The following is an 18,500-nucleotide window of genomic DNA, read 5'->3' on the forward strand; positions in this document are numbered from 1 at the left end:
CATGGATACCACGACGAACGGTGCCCGGTTTTCAGACCAGTCGCAGGTGATGCTCGCGTTTGGCGCAGTACATTGCCTCGTCGGCATGCCGGAACAATTGCTTCTCTTCGGTGCCGTGATCGGGGTATCGGGCGACGCCGATACTTGGCTGGATGTTCACGCTGTGCCCGTCCAGGCGCAGGGGCTGGACCAGGACCTGACGGATTTTCTCGACCACGATGTCGGTATCGTCCGCAGCGCGAATGCTGTGCAGCAACACCACGAATTCATCGCCGCCGATGCGGGCCACGGTGTCGGTTTCCCGCACGCAACCCTTGAGCCGGTTGGCCACCGCTTGCAGCAGCATGTCGCCGACCGCGTGGCCATGGGTGTCGTTGACGTGCTTGAAGCGGTCGAGGTCGATGTACAACAGCGCCATGCGCCCGCGGTCCTCCCGGGCCACTTGCAGTGATGCCTTGAGCCGGTCGCGCAGCAGTTCACGGTTGGGTAACTGGGTCAGCTGGTCGTACTGGGCCATGTATTGCAGGCGGGCATGCAGTTGTTTGCGCTCGATGGCGGTCGCGACCTGGGCGCAGACGTATTGCAGCAGTTCCTTGTCTTGCTCGGTGTAGCGCTCGCCGCCCGGAATGCTCTTGACGATCAACGCACCGATGGTGCCTTTTTGCGAGTTCAGCGGCACACCCAGCCAACACGGTGCGTTCTGCCCGGTCACCAGCGCTTCGAAGCCGGCAGGCGGTGGGCACTGGTCCGGGGTCAGCAGGATCGGCTGCCCCGTACGGATCACTTCGGTGCACAGGCGCCCGGTCATGGTTCCAGGCTGCTCGGGCTGTGGCTCGTGGTCATCGACGTGATAAGGGAAGTTCAGCTGTGCGCAGTGCTCGTCGTACAGCGCCACGGAAAAATTCAGTGCCGGCAGCCATTCGCCGATGATCATGTGGATGCGTTTGAACAACGCCAGCAGATCCTCTGCCGCATGGGCTGCTTCGGAAATCGCATACAGCGCGGCCTGGCGGGATTCGGCCTGCTTGCGTTCGGTGATGTCGCGGGCCACCGCGATGCGCAACTGATCGTCCTCGGACCAACGTGCAGACCAGAGGATGTGCACCACGCTGCCGTCCTTGCGCAGGTAGCGGTTTTCGAAGTTGAGCTTGGGTTCGCCACCCATGATTTCCCGCGCGGCGTCGAGGGTGCGCTGGCGATCGGCCGGGTGCACCATATCGATCATCGTCTCTCCGATCATCTCATCGGCGCTGTAGCCGAAAATACGCTCGCACGCCGCACTGACAAAGACGAAGCGGCCCTGTTTATCCACCGCACAGACGGCGTCCAGCAACAGATCGATATAGCTTGCCAGTGGCGCGGAATTTCGGTTTTCCATGGTTCAGCGTGGGTGTCCCGATAATGCAGCGCTTATCAATCATCCCTGCCCTGTCGGCCTTGCATCCTTGTGATCATATTCAAGCCTTGTTCGGCATCAGCCCCGGCAACGCATGGACCAGCGCGTTAATGGCGAAACCGATGAACATCACCCCGCACAACCGGGTGATTGCCAGTTCATGACGCTGGTACAAGCTGCGCACTCGCCGAGCACCGACAACGCCAATGAGAATAGCGTAGGCGAGCAACCCGCCGACGAAACTCAGGGCGATCAGCGCCGGCAACATTGACCAGTTGAGCAGTTCCGCGCGGCTCGACAACAGGGCCGTGAACGTCGCCACCGCCACCGGATAGGCCTTCGGATTGGTCAAACCGAACAGAATGCCGTGCCAGAACGGTTGCCGCGCCGGGCCCTGTGGCGCATCAGCGCTGCTGCGCCGGGCGCGCACCGCACGCCAGCCGAGCCAGAACAGGTACAGGCCGCTGAGCACACCGAGCACGTCGAACGCGGTACTGCCGATCTCCCGCGCACCGACAATCGCGATCAGCGCCGTGCTGCACCAGATCACATCGCCAAGCAAATGCCCGCACAGAAACCCTGCCCCGGCCCGTCGCCCATGGGCCGCGCCAATGCCGAACACCGCCAGCACACCCGGCCCCGGGGTGATGCCGTAGATAAAACCCGAGGCAAGCACGGCCATTAGCAACGATGGGGTCATGGGGAGTCCTTTTGAACTGCTTGGTGAATGGTGGCCAGTCTATATCAGGTCTTCAGCTGTCGACTGCCTGATCGCGACAGAAATTCTTCAACGGTGGGTCCCCTGCACGATCCGCTCATTCAGCCAGTTCAACGCCTGATCCCCGCCTCGACGCTTGTGCCAGGCCAGTACAAAGGTGAACGATGGAATGTGAAACGGTGGAGGCACGACAACCAATGAGGACTCATCGATATCGCGCAATCCGCGCGACGCGACGGTGAGGATCAGGTCGGTGCCGCTGATGAGCTGTGGGGCCACGCGCCAATGCGGCAGGCTGATGGCGACACGCCGACGCTCCCGCAAGGCGGTCAGCGCACGCTCGATCTCCGGGGTACCGCTGCCGCGCATTTCCAACAGTACATGGGGCCGAGCCAGATAGGTGGGCAAGTCGAGGACACCATCGGCGGGCAGGCTGTTGCGGTCCACAAGGCAGGCGTAGTGCTCTTCGAACAGCGCTGTGCTGCGCAATTCGTTGGGCATTTCCGGGAATACACCGGCGGCGACATCAATGTCACCGTTGAGCACCCCTTCGAGCATGCTTTCGCGGCTGCCATGGCTGACTTGCAGGTCAATGCCTGGCGCTTCACGGCGCAAGGTTCGGATCAGTCTCGGCAAGACAATGGCGGCGCCATAGTCGGACATCGCCAGGCGGAAGGTCCGCCGGGTGGTCGCGGGATCGAAGGCGTTCGGCGCCAGCAGCGCTTGCACCTGGGCCAGGGCTTCGGCCAGCGGGGCCACCAGTTCCAGCGCTCGCGGTGTCGGTACAAGGCCGGCCCCGGCGCGCACCAGCAGCGGATCGCCAAGCAGGTCACGCAAACGCGCCAGCGCATGGCTGACTGCTGGCTGGCTCAAGTGCAGACGCTCGGCTGCCCGAGTCACGTGTTGCTCGCTGAGCAGGGCGTCGAGGATCACCAGCAAGTTGAGGTCGATGCGTCGAAGATCATTCATTTGCTGCATGTTCTGGATAACAAAACGGAATTTAAATCTGCGCGATGAATACCCTAGAGTCCAGCAAAACCTGTTGGAGCATGAACATGAGTACGTTGCATTGGGCCGGTCTGATAGGGCTGGCGATGATCGCCGGGGCGGTGGTGCCGTTTCAGAGCGCCATCAACGTCAATCTCGGGCGCGGGTTGGGCCATCCGTTGTGGGCGACGCTCGCCTCGTTGCTGGTGAGCGTTGTGGTGTTGTTGCCGATCATCATTGCGATGCGCTTGCCGTTGCCGTCACTGGCGTTCATCAGCAAGGCGCCGCTCTGGATGTGGGCCGGTGGTGCTTTTGGGGTTTGTTTTATTTCCCTGGTGTTGGTGCTGCTACCCAAGCTGGGTGCCGCGGGGTTCATGGCATTGGCGCTGGCGGGGCAAGTGGTGGCGTCGTTATTGCTGGATCACTACGGCTGGTTTGGGTTGGTGGAGCGGCAGGTCACCTTGCCGAAGGTGTTTGGGGTGGCGCTGTTGATGGCAGGGGTGGTGTTGATTCAATTCGGTGCCACACCGAGCAAAACTTTGGTTACGGGGTAAGGCGACAGTGCTGTGGTGCTTGTCAGGCAGTCATCGCGAGCAAGCTCGCTCCCACAGTGATTGTGGTGAATGCAAATAACCTATTCGACGCAGAACCAATGTGGGAGCGAGCTTGCTCGCGATGGCGTCAGCGTTGTCACCACAGACTTCAGACCTTTGATCACAGCCTTCGCCAGCCCCGGCACGGATGCGTGGTCCGTACAGGAACCGGCGTAGCCTGCGAACCGTTTAGAACTTGTCCAGAGTGCGCAACTTCTGCGGCAACCCCCACAGCAACAGCGCCACCGCAATCAGCGCACAGACACCAATGACATACAGCGCCGGCGTGGTGCTGCCGGTCAGGTCCTTGATCCGGCCGACCATMACCGGGCTGACGATGCCGCCGAACTGGCCCAGGGTGTTGATCACCGCAATCCCGCCGGCAGCGCCCGCGCCGGCACCGGCCAGCAGTTTCGGCGGCAGGGTCCAGAAGCTCGGGATGGAGGCGATGATCCCGGCACCGAGCAGGCCCAGTGCGACAATCAGGAAGGTCGTGTGGTTGGCGAAAATCCCCGCACAGAAGAACCCGATCGCACCGACCGCCACCAGACCGGCGACAAACTTGCGGCGCTCGCCGGAAGCATCGGACAGGCGTCCGATCACTACCATGCTGATGGCACCGCAGATGTACGGGATGGCCGTCAGCAAGCCGATCATCACCGGGCTTTCGGTGCCGGCGCTGCGGATCAGTTGCGGCGCCCAGAAGTTCAAGCCGTAGGACGCCACCTGAATCAGGAAATAAATCAGGCCCAAGGTCAGGAAACCCGGAATCCTGAGTGCGGCGAGCAGCGAACCACCGCTCTTGTGCGGCTCATGCTGGGCGATGCGACTGGCCAGCAGGGTCTTCTCCGAAGGCGTCAGCCAATGGGCGTCTTCGATGCGGTCCTTGAGCAGGGTCAGCACCAGCAGACCGAGCCCGATGCACGGCACGCCACCGAGCAGGAACAGCCAGTGCCAGCCACGCATTTGCAGCACACCGTCGAGGTGTTGCAGCACCAGCCCGGAGAACGGCGCGCCCACCAGGCCGGCGAACGCCGACGACAGGAACAGCATCGAGGTGATGCGTCCGCGGTAGTGCTGCGGGAACCACAGGGTCAGGTAATACAGCACGCCCGGGGCGAAACCCGCCTCCATCGCACCGATCACGAAGCGCAGCACGTAGAACTGCCATTCGCTGTTGACGAACACCATGGCCGCCGTGGCCAGGCCCCAGGACATCATGATCCGGGCGATCCAGCGGCGTGCGCCGACCTTGTACAGCATCATGTTGCTCGGCACTTCGAAAATCACATAGCCGACCACAAACAACCCGGCACCCAGGCCGTAAGCGGTGTCGCTCAGGCTCAGGTCGGTCTGCAGCTGAAACTTGGCGAAGCTGATGTTGATGCGGTCGAAAAAAGCGAACAGGTAGCAGACCATGATCAGCGGCATCAGGCGCCAGGCGACTTTGCTGACCAGGGCTTTTTCGGTGTCGTGGCTAACGGCCGGGCTCGCGCCCGCCTCCAGTGCATTAAGGCTCATTGCGGTTCTCCAGGCGGACTTCCCGTGGGTGTCCGATTGTTTTTGTTGTCTGGTTGAGGTGCTTTTTTACTGTGGGAGCGAGCATGCTCGCGATGGCTGAGTCACATCCAACATTGATGTTGACTGACCCACCGCTATCGCGAGCAKGCTCGCTCCTACAGGGGATTGGTGTCAGGTGGGGATCGGATGCAGGTCGCAATTGCGCCCGGCCTTGGCCAGTTGACCGGGTACTTCGTGGCCGAGCAGCGCCGGCAATCCTCGGGACAATTTCAGCAACAGCGGCAAATCGATACCGGTGTGAATGCCGACTTCGTCGCACAGGTTCACCAGATCCTCGGTGCAGATGTTTCCCGATGCTCCCGGTGCAAACGGGCAGCCACCGAGGCCACCGAGGGCCGCATCGAAGCGTCGGGCACCGGCCTCGTAAGCGGCCAGCACGTTGCACAGGCCAAGGCCGCGGGTGTTGTGAAAATGCAGGGTCAGGTCCGCTGGGGACACCCGTTGCAGCACCCGGCGCACCAGCCGGTCGACCTGACGCGGATTGGCCATGCCCGTGGTGTCGGCCAGGGTGATGCCCTGGATGCCGAGTTCCTGATAGGCCTCGACGATTTGCAGTACGCGGTCTTCATCGATCTTGCCTTCGAACGGGCAGCCGAAGGTGGTGGCGACGCTGCCGTTGAGTCGCACAGGACTGTCACCAACGAACTGCACGATCTCGCCGAACGCTGCCAACGAATCATCACAACCCATGCGCATGTTCGCCAGGTTATGAGTCTGGCTGGCGGACATCACCAGGTTCAGTTCATCGGCACTGCACGCCAGTGCCCGTTGCGCGCCCTTGAGGTTGGGGATCAACGCGACATAGATCACCCCCGGTTGTCGGGTAATGCCCTTGAACACCAGTTCACCATCGCGCAGCGCTGGAATGGCCTTGGGCGACACGAACGAACCGGCTTCGATACGGCTGAATCCGGCCTGCGACAGTTGATTGATCAATGCAATCTTGTCGTCGGTTTCAACCCAGGTCGGCTCGATCTGCAAGCCGTCGCGCGGGGACACTTCCTGCACGATCAGGCTATCGGAATAATCGGTGATCATTGCACCACTCCTTCGACTTTCAGGCGCTCTATGTCGGCAACGGTAAGGCCCAGTTGCGCGAGGATGCCGTCGGTGTGCTGGCCCAGACCGGGACCGGACCAGTTCACGCCGCCGGGGGTTTCGGAGAGTTTCGGCACGATGCCCGGCATCTTCACCGTGGCGCCACCGGGCAGCTCGGCATTGAGCAGCATGTCCCGCGCCTGGTAGTGCGGATCGGCGACGATGTCGGCCACCGAATAGATGCGCCCGGCCGGGACTTCGGCGGCCTCCAGCGCGGCCAGTACCTCGTCGATGGGCAGGCTGCTGGTCCAGTGGGTGATGGCGGCGTCGAGCACATTGCTTTTGGCTGCACGCCCGTCGTTGTGGGCGAACTCCGGGGCTTCGGCCAGATCCGGGCGGCCGATGGTTTGCATCAGGCGCTTGTAAATCGGATCGCTATTGCCGGCAATCACCACGTAGGCGCCGTCGGCGGTCAGATAGGTGTTGGACGGCGCGATGCCCGGCAAGGCGCCACCGCTGCGCTCACGCACATGGCCAAGCATGTCGTATTCCGGCACCAGGCTTTCCATGACGTTGAACACGCTTTCGGCCAGGGACACGTCAACGATTTGCCCGCCGCCCTGCCCGGTCTTGACCCGCAGCAATGACATCAGTGCGCCGATCACCGCGTGCAGCGACGCCAGGGAATCGCCAAGGCTGACGCCGACCCGCGCCGGCGGCGAACCGGGCGTGCCGGTGGTGTAGCGAATACCGCCCATGGCTTCGCCGATGGCACCGAAACCCGGACGATCGCGGTACGGGCCGGTCTGGCCATAACCGGAAATCCGCACCAGCGTCAGGTTGGGGTTGAGCGCATGCAATACGTCCCAACCGAGGCCGAGTTTCTCCAGGGCGCCGGGGCGCAGGTTTTCGATCAGCACATCGGCGCTGGTTGCCAGTTGCTTGACCAGTTCGATGCCTTCGGGGGATTTGAGGTTCAGCGCCAGGGACTTCTTGTTGCGCGATTGCAGGTACCACCACAGCGAGGTGCCTTCGTGCAGCTTGCGCCATTTGCGCAAGGGATCGCCCTGGCCCATGGCTTCGATCTTGATCACCTCGGCGCCGAACTCGGCCAGCATGCGCGCCGCAAACGGCGCGGCGATCAGCGTGCCGATCTCGATCACTTTGATCGCACTCAAGGGGGCAGTCATCGCGGGGTACCTCTTGTTCTTGGAATATGCGCCAAGGCTAGAGGACAGGGGGCTCGGGAATCYAACCTTCAGTTGGCAACGAGCGTTCGCGAAATGCGAACGCTCTGGAAGATTGTCGTGACCTGTAGTCCGTCATCGCGAGCAAGCTCGCTCCCACAGGGATCTTCGGTGTTCGCACAACTTGTGCTTCACATTGCCCACTGTGGGAGCGGGCTTGCCCGCGATGGGGCCAGCGCTACCAGCCGGGATCTTTCAGACATCCCCCCGCAAATGCTCAAACAACATCCGGCTCACCGGCGACAGCAACGCCTCATCGCGCACCACCAGGATCAACGCCCGGTCCGACCATTCGTCCGTCAACGGCACCGCGTGCAAACCCAGTGCCCGGCCAAACAATTCATAGGCCCGCTGCGGAAGGATGCCAATCCCCATGTTGGCCTGGATCATGCGGCACATGGCATCGAACCCTGGCACATGAATGCGCACCCGCAACACCTTGCCGGCCTCCCGGGCCGCGGCATGGGTACGCATGTTGATCGAACTGGCGGCATGCAAGCCAACGTAATCGCTGTCCAGCGTATCGGCGAATGCCAGGCTCGAACGGCTCGCCAGCGGATGATGGGGCGGCATCAACACCACCAGTTTGTCCTGGCGATACAGCACGCTGTGCAGGCCTTTGATATCACTGTCGATGGAACAGATCCCGAGGTCGGCCACCCCGTCGAGCACGCCTTGAATCACCCCGGCGCTGGGGCGTTCTTCGAGGTCGGTCTTGACCTGTGGGTGACGCTCGGAAAAGTCCCGCAGGTCCTCGGGCAAAAACTGAATGATCGCCGACAGGTTGGCGAGCATCCGCACATAACCGCGTACACCGTGGCTGTGCTCGCCCAGTTCAAGGCCCATTTTCTCGACGTTGAACAGCATCTGCCGGGCATGGTGCAGCAGGGTTTCACCGGCAGGCGTCAGGGACATGCCCTTGGCCTGGCGCACGAACAGGCTGATGCCCAGTGCCTCCTCCAGCTCCATCAAGCGCTTGCTCGCCGCCGAAACGGCAATCGCTTCGCGCGAGGCGGCACGAGTCAGCGTGCCCTCTTCATGCACGGCGACGAACAATTGCAGAGTGATCAGGTCGAGACGGCGGATCAGGCTTTTTTGCAGCATCGGGTACTCGGCGAAGTCGGCTCAGACAGAATCGCAGCATAGCGTTCTTCGCCCGCGTCGTGCCGTGGTCCGGGCACCCGGTCGTGATAAAGTCGCCGCCCAAAGACCTTTTGCCGTGAGACGAAGACCGCAATGACCGATTTCCAGGATGTCGATGCCCAACTTGAAGACTGGAACGCCTTGCGCAACACCGCTTCGTTCAGTGGTTTGCTGGTGGGCAACGGCGCCAGTCGCGCGGTGTGGGACGATTTCGGCTACGAGTCGCTGTTCGAAAACGCCCGCACCGTTGAAGAAAAACCCTTGAGCCCGTCCGAGCTGAGCGTGTTCGATGCGCTGCAGACCCGCAGTTTCGAGCAGGTACTGAGTGCACTGAAAACCACCAGCCGGGTTAACAAGGCCCTGGCTGTCAGCTCCGCCGCCCCGCGCAATCGCTACTACGCGATCAAGGAAGCGCTGATCAACACCGTGCATGCGGTGCATATCCCGTGGCGGCTGGTGGTGCCCTCGACGCTGGCAACCATCAATCAGGAACTGGCCAGTTATCGCACGGTGTTCACCACCAATTACGACCTGCTCAACTACTGGGCGGTGCAACAGCAGCCCGAGGCGATCACCGATTTGTTCCAGGGCGCAGAACCCGGTTTCGACCTGAGCGACACGGCCACCGACAAAACCCGTTTGCTGTACCTGCACGGCGGTCTGCATCTGGTGCGCAACCAGGACGGCACGGCGCGCAAGCTGATGTCGACCGAGGGCACCTTGCTGGGCAGTTTCGCCATCAACAACACGATCAAGACCCTCGACGACGTGCCGCTGTTCGTCAACGAAGGGCCGAGCGCGGACAAGCTCAAGACCATCCGCAGTTCGGACTATCTGTCGTTCTGCTACGAGCAACTACTCGGTCACGGCCAGGCACTGTGCATCTTCGGCCATGCGTTGGGGGAGCAGGACAGTCATATCATCCACGCCTTGCGCCTGGCGAAGCCGCAGGTGGTGGCGATCTCGATCTATCCGCGCAGCAAGGCATTCATCCAGCACCAGAAGCGGCATTACGCGAAGGTGTTTGAGGGGACGGGTGTGGAGTTGCGGTTTTTTGATTCCAAGAGCCATGCGCTGGGTGGCCCGAAGCTGGCGGTTCCGGTCGAGGTTTAGCGGCGACGCGGCTGCCGCCATTGTCGGATCGCATTACCCCTGTGGGAGCGAGCTTGCTCGCGATGAGGCCATTACATTCAACACAGATGTTGATTGTCAGACCGCCATCGCGAGCAAGCTCGCTCCCACAGGATTGGTACTGGATGTGAAGGTAGCGTTCAAAGCACTGGCAAGGTCTTGTCCTTGACCACTTTGCTCGGGCCATTAGCCTTCACGCTGGCGATGCCTTTCTCCATGGCTGCAGCGGAGGAATAGGCCTCGCTGCTGCCGATGATCTCGTGGTTGCCTGCCTTGAGGTTGAAATACGGGTGGCCATCCTTGGTGGTTTTCTTCTCGTAACGCTCATCCAGCGGGCTGTTGGCCTGGACCGCGGCGATGCCTTTGTCGGCGGCGGCGTGGGTGGTGTACAGCTCGCTGGTCAGGATGGTCTCGGCGTTGGCCGCCTTGAGGACAAACCTGAACTGGCCATTGCTGCTTTTGCTCACTTCATACCATCCGGACATGCTCTTTCTCCTGGGCGATTGAGAGGTTGCGCGCTTCACAGTAAAGACCAGCCTGGTGTTTCTGTCGTCTGTACCGGCCCCATCGCGAGCAAGCTCGCTCCCACAGGTTCAGCGTGATCCCTGTGGGAGCGAGCTTGCTCGCGAAAGGGGCAATGCGGTTGCAGCTATTTCACCACTGCCCGAACCACCGACAACTCCGGCGCCGACGTCCGCCGCTGGCTCAGATACCGCGTACAACTCACCCGCAAGAACGAAGCGAAATTGACCACCTCGCCGCGATAGTCCATCACCTCTTCATACAACTTGGCGATCAACTGATTGGTGGTCATGCCATCGACCTCGGCGATTTCGCTGAGGATGTCCCAGAACTGATTCTCCAGCCGCAGGGTGGTGACCACCCCGCAGATGCGCAGCGAGCGGGAGCGCGATTCGTAAAGAATCGGGTCGGCTTTGACGTACAGCTCGCACATGGACATGCCCCCTCGTTACAGCGTGATTTTGGTACCCAGCAACCCCAGGAAACCGGCCAGCCAGTTCGGGTGCGCAGGCCAGGCCGGAGCCGTGGCCAGATTGCCCTGAACATGGCCGTCCGTCACCGGAATATCGATATACGTACCGCCCGCCAGTCGCACTTCCGGAGCGCAGGCCGGATAAGCGCTGCATTCGCGACCTTCGAGAACACCCGCTGCCGCCAGCAACTGCGCGCCATGGCACACGGCGGCGATCGGTTTGCCGGCCTTGTCGAATGCGCGCACCAGTTCCAGGACTTTTTCGTTCAGGCGCAGATACTCCGGCGCACGGCCGCCCGGAATCAGCACGGCGTCATAATCGGCGGCGTTGACCTTGGCGAAATCGAAGTTGAGGGCAAACAGGTGACCGGGTTTTTCGCTGTAGGTCTGATCGCCTTCAAAGTCATGAATCGCCGTGCGCACGGTCTGGCCGGCAGTTTTGTCCGGGCAAACGGCGTGTACTGTGTGGCCGACCATCAGCAGCGCCTGGAACGGCACCATCACCTCATAGTCTTCGACGTAATCACCAACCAGCATCAGAATTTTTTTCGCAGCCATGGGAGGACTCCTCTGGAAGTGGGCGTGCAGGAGTATTCAAGGTAGTCCTTATCCGGTGGGGTGGGTAACAACCGGCTACTACCTGATGGACCGCGTTATCGTTCTTCGCGGGCAAGCCACGCTCCCACAGGTTTTGCGTTGGCCACGAGAACGACACAGGACCTGTGGGAGCGAGCTTGCTCGCGATGGCGGCCTCAAACTGTACGGATACTTCTGTAGCCAGCTGTAAGCGCCACAGCCCCGGGTTTATGGCTAGATAACACCCTCTCCCACCCTCCACGATTCTGGTTGCCATCATGTCCTCGCGCGAAAACACCGGCATGGCCCTGGGCCTGCTCGGCGTTGTGATCTTCAGCCTCACCCTGCCCTTCACGCGGATCGTCGTGCAGGAACTGCACCCGCTGCTCAATGGCCTGGGCCGGGCACTGTTTGCAGCGGTTCCGGCGGCGTTGTTGTTGCTGTGGCACCGGGAAAAATGGCCGACCTGGAAACAGGTCAAAGGCCTGACGCTGGTGATGGCCGGGGTGATCCTCGGTTTCCCGGTATTGTCGGCCTGGGCCATGCAAACCTTGCCGGCGTCCCACGGTGCGCTGGTCAACGGTTTGCAGCCGCTGTGCGTGGCCCTGTATGCCGCGTGGTTGTCCCATGAACGGCCTTCAAAAGCCTTCTGGGCCTGCGCCGCATTGGGCAGCGCGTTGGTGCTCGGTTATGCACTGATCAGCGGTGCCGGCAGCATTCAGGCCGGTGATTTGCTGATGCTGGGGGCCATTGCAGTGGGCGGATTGGGCTACGCCGAGGGAGGCCGACTGGCCAGGGAGATGGGCGGCTGGCAGGTGATCTGCTGGGCACTGGTGCTGTCGACGCCGTTGCTGATCGGGCCGGTGGTGTATCTGGCGCTGCAACATCAGGGCGAAATTTCCGCCAAGACCTGGTGGGCCTTCGGTTATGTCTCGCTGTTTTCGCAGTTCATCGGCTTCTTCGCGTGGTACGCCGGGCTGGCCATGGGCGGCATTGCCCGGGTCAGTCAGATCCAGTTGCTGCAGATCTTCTTCACCATCGCCTTCTCGGCGCTGTTCTTCGGTGAACATGTGGAGCCGATTACCTGGCTGTTTGCTGCCGGCGTCATTGTGACTGTGATGCTGGGACGCAAGACCGCGATCAAACCCAATCCTGTGGGAGCGACGGTGCGGCGATCCGACTTGCTCGCGATGGGGACATCACATTCAACACATCTGTCGACTGTAAATCCGCCATCGCGAGCAAGCTCGCTCCCACAGGATCAAAGGTAACCGTCAGCGCGCAGCAAGGTTTCCAGGCAATGCTCGCTGATGTGATAGAAGTCCTTCAGTTCCTGAATCTTCGCCAGCAACCGGGCCGGGTCCCCCGGCTCGGCGCGTTTGACTGCCAGGATCATCTTGTTCTTGTTGGTGTGGTCCAGTGAGATGAACTCGAACACCTTGGTCTCGTAGCCGCAGGCCTCAAGGAATAACGCGCGCAAACTGTCGGTGACCATTTCCGCCTGCTGGCCCAGGTGCAGGCCGTATTGCAGCATCGGCTTGAGCAGCGCCGGGCTCTGGATTTGCAGGCGGATCTGTTTGTGGCAGCACGGCGAGCACATGATGATCGCCGCGCCGGAGCGGATGCCGGTGTGGATCGCATAGTCGGTGGCGATGTCGCAGGCATGCAGGGCGATCATTACATCCAGCTCGCTCGGTGCCACGCTGCGCACGTCACCGCACTTGAACACCAGGCCGGGGTGTTCAAGCTTGGCGGCCGCGGCGTTGCACAGGGTGACCATGTCTTCACGCAACTCGACGCCGGTCACTTCACCTTCGGCCTTCAAGGTGTTGCGCAGATAGTCGTGGATGGCGAAGGTCAGGTAACCCTTGCCCGATCCGAAGTCCGCCACGCGCACCGGTTTGTCCAGCGCCAGGGGCGACGAGGTCAGCGCATGGCTGAACACTTCGATGAACTTGTTGATCTGCTTCCACTTGCGCGACATCGCCGGGATCAGTTCATGCTGCTTGTTGGTCACACCCAGGTCGGCGAGAAACGGCCGGCTCAGGTCAAGAAAACGGTTTTTCTCACGGTTGTGCTCGGCCGATGGCACTTCGCGCAATTGTTGAGGTTTGCTCTTGAACAGCGATGACTTGCCCTTTTTGCTGTATTCGAGCTGGACTTCGTCGGTCAACGCCAACAAATGCGCATTTTTGAAAGACGCTGGCAGCAGTCCGGCAATGCTTGCCACACCTTCGGCCAGCGGCAGGTTCTTGGTGATGTCGCGGGTCTTGTAGCGGTAGACAAAGGACAGGCTAGGCAGCGCCTTGACCGTCACCGGTTTGATGATGATCCGCTGCAGGTCCGTTTCATCACCCACGTACCTGGCCAGCACCAGTTTGATGAACGCATTTTGCTCGAGGCTGGTTTGCACCAGGTCGATGAACTGGGTGTGATGATCCGGCGCGAGACTGGCGGGAGTGGCGGTGACGGACATGGAAAAACGGCCTCAGGCGATGCAAATCGGAGAATGCCGTTATTTTAAGGGGGACGAGGACTTTGGGCACGGAGTTATTTTGCGGCAGGTCCCAGTCATGATGCCCAGGACCTCAATACAACCGCCGAAAACTCAGGGTTCCACCAAGCGAAGCCTGCGGTTGTTCGGCGAGTTGATGATGTGTTTGACGATCAGCCCCACTGGTACCGCCCAAGTCAGGCCATTGGCAGGGTCAGTCACCACGGCGACCGTTTCGGAACTTGCCTCGATATCCAGGCGCCGCCGGTCGTTGCACGACTTGAGTACGCCGTAGGCACGGCTAACCAGCCTTTCCGCCAGGTACATCGGTACATCCATATTCTGCAGATGCTTCACCGCGCGACAAAACAGGACTTGATCATCGTTCCCCCCTTCACTTTCATGGCGCCCCAGAAACGCCTGGGCTATAGCCAGCAGCTCCCCATTCAGGTCTGCATATTCATCGATGATTTTCATGCTCACGCCCCCTGCGGCACGTCTGTCGTGGCAGGACTGACTGCTACGGGCCGGGCGGCACGGCGCAAATCGGGTCCGGCGCAAGGCAAACGTACGGCCGGATTGGGCATGCCGCTGGGCGAAAGTTCATGGGTCATTTCAAACTCGGCACGTACGGACCAACCGCAAGCTTCCGACGTACATTGCAGATACGCCACCCGCAGGAAAATATGTCGGCCCTCGCTGGTGCGGATGCGCATCCTGTTCAAGCAGTGCGGACACACCATTTTATAAGTACTCATGCTTGATTCCCGACGGTCATTGAGTGGCAATCAACCTGATCAAACGCAATACTGCTTGAAACGTTCATCGCGGCACTCCGGACTTGCGAACAGTGTCTGCCAGGCATAAGGAGGTGCATCCGGCGGACGTGTAATGGGTTCGAGCCATGCTCGTAGGAAATCACCCTGATACTATTAGGAAGTTTCAACATCGTATTCTTCTGACTCATCTTTGAAGATTGATTACTCACATGAAAAAAAGTATTCATTACGCATAAATTAGGCACTCAAAAAGCATAAGTCAAAAGAAAGAGGCTCAAATTGCGTAGCAAAAAATCACAAGCTGTTCTGGCTCGATTAAAGCAAGTCACGGGCACAAAAACCGATGCCTCTTTATCTTCCGCGCTACAGATCAGCCCGCAAACCCTTAGCAGCTGGAAAGGGCGCGATAGCACGCCATACTCACTATGCGTAGAAATCGCTCAAAACCGGGGAATATCCCTTGACTGGCTGCTGCTGGGCGAAGGTCCGATTTTGAGACAAACAGTTACTAATTCTTCGGAAGCCAATCAGGAAAGCACAGCACGGGAAAACACCATTCTCACGCTCTGGCGGTTGCTCGGCGAAGATGATCGCTGCGCCATACAAAACGCACTCGAGGAAAAGCAACGACTGCGTGATATGGAACTCAGGCTTTCCGAAATGGCTTCCATTCTGGCAACGCTTAAACCTTCGAATGAAACTTGATGACCCATGTAATCCGAAGTTTCATTGCTTCAAGACATGCCGCGTCCGCCACCCACACCAGAGCAACCCATTCACGGCCCCTCATCTTCGCCCTCGCAGGTGTCGAATGATTTCGCCGATACCGACGCTATCGATCCATTGCATGAGCTTGATGCTGATAGGAATAACAACCAGTGCGCAAAGAAAGGCTGTCACGCCTGCTGTCAGAAAAGGCACCAGCGGATGTGCGACAGGCGTGAAGAGGTAACCGACACCCGCAGACAGCAACCAGGAACCGATGCGCTGCCAGGCTTTGAAGTCAGTGCGAGTGGTTGTGACCAGCCACGCGCCGAGCATTGCACCGAACAGTACCTCGCCATCAACCACTGGCAGCGATGCAATCCCCATTCCCAACATGAGCCCGCTGATACCGTTGTAGGTCGAATCAGTCAGGCTCATGCGCACCTCGCGCAACGACCGAATCCACGATGATGGCTCCCGACTCGATCGCCTTGAGCAAGGCAGAACTGCGAGAGTCGACGTCGAACTTTCGGCGAATATTGGCGAAGTGAAAATTGACGGTAGACTCCGCGCAATTCTCGATCCTGGCGATTTCCCAGGAAGTCTTGCCCTTGAAACACCACATCAGGATTTGTGTTTCTTTCGCCGTCAGCTTCGCCGTTGGCGTACTTCCCTCTCCGCCGGGTGCTACCCGTGCCAAAGAGTCATTCGATTGTTGGCTTGACATAAGAATCCCTCTTCGCGGGAACACCCGTCGCTGGGCGTCCACTGTTAGAGAGAAATACTGACGACAAGGCCGAACCCGAACAATTAACGGGAGTTGTAGCGGCGAGCGCTACACAACGCCACTGCAAGACTTAGCCGAGCACCACCAACCGGTTCGGCAACTCATTGCGCACATGGGTCACTGGCACATGCACCTTGAGCAGCTCGCCGCAGGCTTCGATGCAGCTGATAAACCCTTGCAGCGTCTGCCCCAGCTGCACCTGCCGGGTGAATGTGGCGACGATCGCGTCCCAGTGCTTGTTGTCCAGGCGACTGGAAATCCCTTCATCCACCAGGATCTCCACGTAACGCTCGGCTTCGGAAACGAAAATCAGCACGCCAGTGCTGCCCTCGGTGTGGTGCAGGTTCTGCTCCAGGAACTGTCGGCGCGCCAGGTTCGAGGCGCGCCAGTGGCGCACCGAGCGCGGGATCAGATGGGTGGTGACTTTCGGCAGGCGGAACACCAGGCATAACACGATGAAGAGGGCCCATTGCACCAGCAGCAGGCTGTGCAGGGTCAGCCAACCGGTGAAGTAATGCACGATGCCCGGTACCAGCAGCGCCAGCAGGCTGGCCCACAGCAGCGGGATGTACGCATAGTCGTCGGCGCGGGCCGCGAGCACGGTCACCAGTTCTGCGTCGGTCTCGCGCTCGACCCGGGCAATGGCCTCGGCCACTTTGCGTTGTTCGTGTTCAGTCAGTAATGCCATGTCGTGAATTGCCTGCTCGTTTTTATTATCACCAGCCGCCGGACGAACCGCCCCCGCCGAAACTGCCCCCGCCGCCGCTGAAGCCTCCCCCTCCACCGCCGCCGCCAAATCCACCACCGCCAAAGCCGCCCCCGGATCCACCGGAGCCGCCCCGGCCGGCAGGAAGAATACCGAGCATCTGGCACACAAAAACAGTCAGGATGAGCAACATCAGCAAAAACACGAACAACCCGGGATGCCGCGAGACGAAATCGTCCCCCGGATCGCCTCTGGACGCATACGCCGTGGAGGGTTCGTCCAAGGGGTTGCCGCCCAGCACTACCAGCATCGCCGCCACGCCATCACTGATGCCCTTGCTGAAGTTGCCGGTCTTGAACGCCGGGGTGATGACCTGGTTGATGATCACCGAACTCTGGGCATCGGTCAGGCGATCCTCCAGGCCGTATCCGACTTCGATGCGAAGTTTACGCTCGTCACGGGCGACGATCAGCAAGGCGCCGTTGCTCTTGTCCTTCTGCCCGATGCCCCAGTGGCGGCCGAGCCGGTACCCGAAGTCGGCGATGTCGGTACCCTGCAAATCCGGCAAAGTCACTACCACAAGCTGCTCGCCGGTGGCTTGCTCATGGGCCTGAAGCTGTTGGGTGAGATGCTGGCGCACCGATGGCTCGATCATCTGCGCATTGTCGACCACCCGCCCGGTCAGCGCCGGGAAGCTCAGCTCGGCCCGGGCAGCGATCGTCACCACCCATAACAACAGCAACAGGCCTGTTTTCAGGACGCGCATTGGCAACCTCTTGCGTGGTGACACCGATGACCGCTGTTCAGAATTTGACCTCGGGGGCCTTTTCCGACCCTGGTGTGGCTTCGAAGGTCTCGCGCACCGGCAGATTGCTGTACATCACGCTGTGCCAGAGGCGACCGGGGAACGTGCGGATCTCGGTGTTGTATTTCTGCACTGCGAGGATGAAGTCGCGCCGGGCCACGCTGATGCGGTTCTCGGTGCCTTCAAGCTGCGATTGCAAGGCGAGGAAATTCTGGTTGGCCTTCAGGTCCGGATAACGCTCGGAGACCACCATCAAACGGCTCAAGGCGCCGCTGAGCTGATCCTGGGCCTGTTGGTACTGCTTGAGTTTTTCCGGGTTGTCGAGGGTCGAGGCATCCACCTGGATCGAGGTGGCCTTGGCCCGAGCCTCAATGACGGCCGTCAGGGTCTCTTCTTCATGTTTGGCGTAGCCCTTGACGGTTTCCACCAGATTGGGAATCAGGTCGGCACGGCGCTGATACTGGTTCTGCACCTGGCCCCAGGCAGCCTTGGCCTGTTCATCGAGGGTCGGGATATTGTTGATGCCGCAGGCAGTCAGCAACGTGGCCAACATCAGCAGCGTGGCGACCTGCAGGCGCGAACGGTAGGTTGGACTTACATTCATCAGGCTGATGCTCCCTTGTACATGTCATGAAAAAACCGACCGTGAAACCTTCTGGGCCGGCTCTTGGGGCATAATCGCCCGCGCCTCTGGATTGCAACGGGCCGATGGGCTAAAAAGAGGCCCTGCGCAAAAACGCATCCGCCATCTGGCTGTGGTTTTTTGGCTCTGGTCTTTTGAGCCGGCACCCGAACAACAATAGACGCTCCCTAAATTTTG

Annotated in this window: 22 protein-coding genes; 4 read left to right on the forward strand and 18 right to left on the reverse strand. The window is 60.4% G+C overall.

Going from position 1 to position 18,500, the window contains the following annotated elements:
• Window positions 1-31: 31 nt before the first annotated feature.
• The 3 genes from AC1DRN_RS12200 to AC1DRN_RS12210 all read right to left on the reverse strand — a co-directional run bounded on the left by AC1DRN_RS12200 (window position 32) and on the right by AC1DRN_RS12210 (window position 3,092).
• Complete coding sequence (locus tag AC1DRN_RS12200) at window positions 32-1,378, reverse strand: sensor domain-containing protein (protein WP_223462970.1); 1,347 nt, start codon at window positions 1,376-1,378, stop codon at window positions 32-34.
• 79 nt (window positions 1,379-1,457) lie between these two features.
• A complete protein-coding gene (locus tag AC1DRN_RS12205; RefSeq protein ID WP_108227804.1) occupies window positions 1,458-2,096 on the reverse strand; it encodes a LysE family translocator in 639 nt (212 codons plus the stop codon).
• An 87-nt stretch (window positions 2,097-2,183) separates the two neighbouring features.
• Entirely contained in the window at window positions 2,184-3,092 is a 909-nt protein-coding gene (locus AC1DRN_RS12210) for a LysR substrate-binding domain-containing protein (protein WP_223462969.1), read from the reverse strand.
• Window positions 3,093-3,169: 77 nt separating this feature from the next.
• On the opposite strand from AC1DRN_RS12210, the gene AC1DRN_RS12215 reads away from it, so the two are divergent.
• On the forward strand, window positions 3,170-3,655 hold the full coding sequence (locus AC1DRN_RS12215; RefSeq protein ID WP_223462968.1) for a DMT family transporter: 486 nt from the start codon (window positions 3,170-3,172) through the stop codon (window positions 3,653-3,655).
• Between the two features lie 228 nt (window positions 3,656-3,883).
• Here the strand turns inward: AC1DRN_RS12215 and AC1DRN_RS12220 are convergent, their stop codons facing one another.
• From AC1DRN_RS12220 to AC1DRN_RS12235, 4 genes are all read right to left on the reverse strand, one after another.
• Complete coding sequence (locus AC1DRN_RS12220; protein ID WP_223462967.1) at window positions 3,884-5,215, reverse strand: MFS transporter; 1,332 nt, start codon at window positions 5,213-5,215, stop codon at window positions 3,884-3,886.
• 171 nt (window positions 5,216-5,386) lie between these two features.
• Window positions 5,387-6,313 carry a hydroxymethylglutaryl-CoA lyase gene (locus AC1DRN_RS12225; protein ID WP_223462966.1) on the reverse strand — a complete coding sequence of 309 codons (927 nt, stop codon included), beginning with the start codon at window positions 6,311-6,313 and terminating at the stop codon, window positions 5,387-5,389.
• Window positions 6,310-7,503 (reverse strand): CaiB/BaiF CoA transferase family protein, encoded by a 1,194-nt coding sequence (locus AC1DRN_RS12230; RefSeq protein WP_223462965.1) that lies wholly within the window; start codon window positions 7,501-7,503, stop codon window positions 6,310-6,312. The genes AC1DRN_RS12225 and AC1DRN_RS12230 overlap by 4 nt, the downstream gene beginning before the upstream one ends.
• Window positions 7,504-7,755: 252 nt before the next feature.
• Window positions 7,756-8,664: a LysR family transcriptional regulator gene (locus AC1DRN_RS12235; protein ID WP_223462964.1), complete on the reverse strand. Its 909-nt coding sequence runs from the start codon at window positions 8,662-8,664 to the stop codon at window positions 7,756-7,758.
• Between the two features lie 132 nt (window positions 8,665-8,796).
• On the opposite strand from AC1DRN_RS12235, the gene AC1DRN_RS12240 reads away from it, so the two are divergent.
• Window positions 8,797-9,816 carry a DUF4917 family protein gene (locus AC1DRN_RS12240; RefSeq protein WP_223462963.1) on the forward strand — a complete coding sequence of 340 codons (1,020 nt, stop codon included), beginning with the start codon at window positions 8,797-8,799 and terminating at the stop codon, window positions 9,814-9,816.
• 158 nt (window positions 9,817-9,974) lie between these two features.
• Here the strand turns inward: AC1DRN_RS12240 and AC1DRN_RS12245 are convergent, their stop codons facing one another.
• From AC1DRN_RS12245 to AC1DRN_RS12255, 3 genes are all read right to left on the reverse strand, one after another.
• Entirely contained in the window at window positions 9,975-10,319 is a 345-nt protein-coding gene (locus tag AC1DRN_RS12245) for a YegP family protein (protein WP_223462962.1), read from the reverse strand.
• Window positions 10,320-10,483: 164 nt separating this feature from the next.
• Window positions 10,484-10,789: a ribbon-helix-helix domain-containing protein gene (locus tag AC1DRN_RS12250; RefSeq protein WP_008051823.1), complete on the reverse strand. Its 306-nt coding sequence runs from the start codon at window positions 10,787-10,789 to the stop codon at window positions 10,484-10,486.
• 15 nt (window positions 10,790-10,804) lie between these two features.
• A complete protein-coding gene (locus AC1DRN_RS12255) occupies window positions 10,805-11,386 on the reverse strand; it encodes a DJ-1/PfpI family protein (protein ID WP_223462961.1) in 582 nt (193 codons plus the stop codon).
• A gap of 296 nt (window positions 11,387-11,682) precedes the next feature.
• On the opposite strand from AC1DRN_RS12255, the gene AC1DRN_RS12260 reads away from it, so the two are divergent.
• Window positions 11,683-12,675 carry a DMT family transporter gene (locus AC1DRN_RS12260; RefSeq protein WP_223462960.1) on the forward strand — a complete coding sequence of 331 codons (993 nt, stop codon included), beginning with the start codon at window positions 11,683-11,685 and terminating at the stop codon, window positions 12,673-12,675.
• On the opposite strand, the gene AC1DRN_RS12265 is transcribed toward AC1DRN_RS12260, so the two are convergent.
• The 3 genes from AC1DRN_RS12265 to AC1DRN_RS12275 form a co-directional block, all read right to left on the reverse strand.
• A complete protein-coding gene (locus tag AC1DRN_RS12265) occupies window positions 12,666-13,880 on the reverse strand; it encodes a class I SAM-dependent methyltransferase (protein ID WP_223462959.1) in 1,215 nt (404 codons plus the stop codon). The genes AC1DRN_RS12260 and AC1DRN_RS12265 overlap by 10 nt on opposite strands.
• A gap of 132 nt (window positions 13,881-14,012) precedes the next feature.
• A complete protein-coding gene (locus AC1DRN_RS12270; protein WP_223462958.1) occupies window positions 14,013-14,375 on the reverse strand; it encodes a hypothetical protein in 363 nt (120 codons plus the stop codon).
• Window positions 14,376-14,377: 2 nt separating this feature from the next.
• Window positions 14,378-14,656 (reverse strand): Ogr/Delta-like zinc finger protein, encoded by a 279-nt coding sequence (locus AC1DRN_RS12275; protein WP_223462957.1) that lies wholly within the window; start codon window positions 14,654-14,656, stop codon window positions 14,378-14,380.
• Between the two features lie 300 nt (window positions 14,657-14,956).
• Between AC1DRN_RS12275 and AC1DRN_RS12280 the strand changes: the two genes are divergently transcribed.
• Window positions 14,957-15,382: a helix-turn-helix domain-containing protein gene (locus AC1DRN_RS12280; protein ID WP_223462956.1), complete on the forward strand. Its 426-nt coding sequence runs from the start codon at window positions 14,957-14,959 to the stop codon at window positions 15,380-15,382.
• An 81-nt stretch (window positions 15,383-15,463) separates the two neighbouring features.
• Here the strand turns inward: AC1DRN_RS12280 and AC1DRN_RS12285 are convergent, their stop codons facing one another.
• The 5 genes from AC1DRN_RS12285 to AC1DRN_RS12305 form a co-directional block, all read right to left on the reverse strand.
• Window positions 15,464-15,820 (reverse strand): putative holin, encoded by a 357-nt coding sequence (locus tag AC1DRN_RS12285; protein WP_108216780.1) that lies wholly within the window; start codon window positions 15,818-15,820, stop codon window positions 15,464-15,466.
• The gene (locus AC1DRN_RS12290; protein ID WP_223462955.1) at window positions 15,807-16,109 is read right to left on the reverse strand and encodes a helix-turn-helix transcriptional regulator; all 303 of its coding nucleotides are present in this window, start codon (window positions 16,107-16,109) and stop codon (window positions 15,807-15,809) included. Before AC1DRN_RS12290 ends, AC1DRN_RS12285 begins: the two co-directional genes overlap by 14 nt.
• A gap of 130 nt (window positions 16,110-16,239) precedes the next feature.
• Window positions 16,240-16,857, reverse strand: a complete 618-nt coding sequence (locus AC1DRN_RS12295) for a TPM domain-containing protein (RefSeq protein ID WP_223463009.1) — start codon at window positions 16,855-16,857, stop codon at window positions 16,240-16,242.
• A gap of 28 nt (window positions 16,858-16,885) precedes the next feature.
• Entirely contained in the window at window positions 16,886-17,641 is a 756-nt protein-coding gene (locus AC1DRN_RS12300; protein ID WP_457266123.1) for a TPM domain-containing protein, read from the reverse strand.
• Between the two features lie 37 nt (window positions 17,642-17,678).
• Window positions 17,679-18,284 carry a LemA family protein gene (locus tag AC1DRN_RS12305; RefSeq protein ID WP_116262195.1) on the reverse strand — a complete coding sequence of 202 codons (606 nt, stop codon included), beginning with the start codon at window positions 18,282-18,284 and terminating at the stop codon, window positions 17,679-17,681.
• Window positions 18,285-18,500: the final 216 nt, after the last annotated feature.

The sequence above is a fragment of the Pseudomonas sp. P5_B3 genome, from assembly GCF_056400405.1.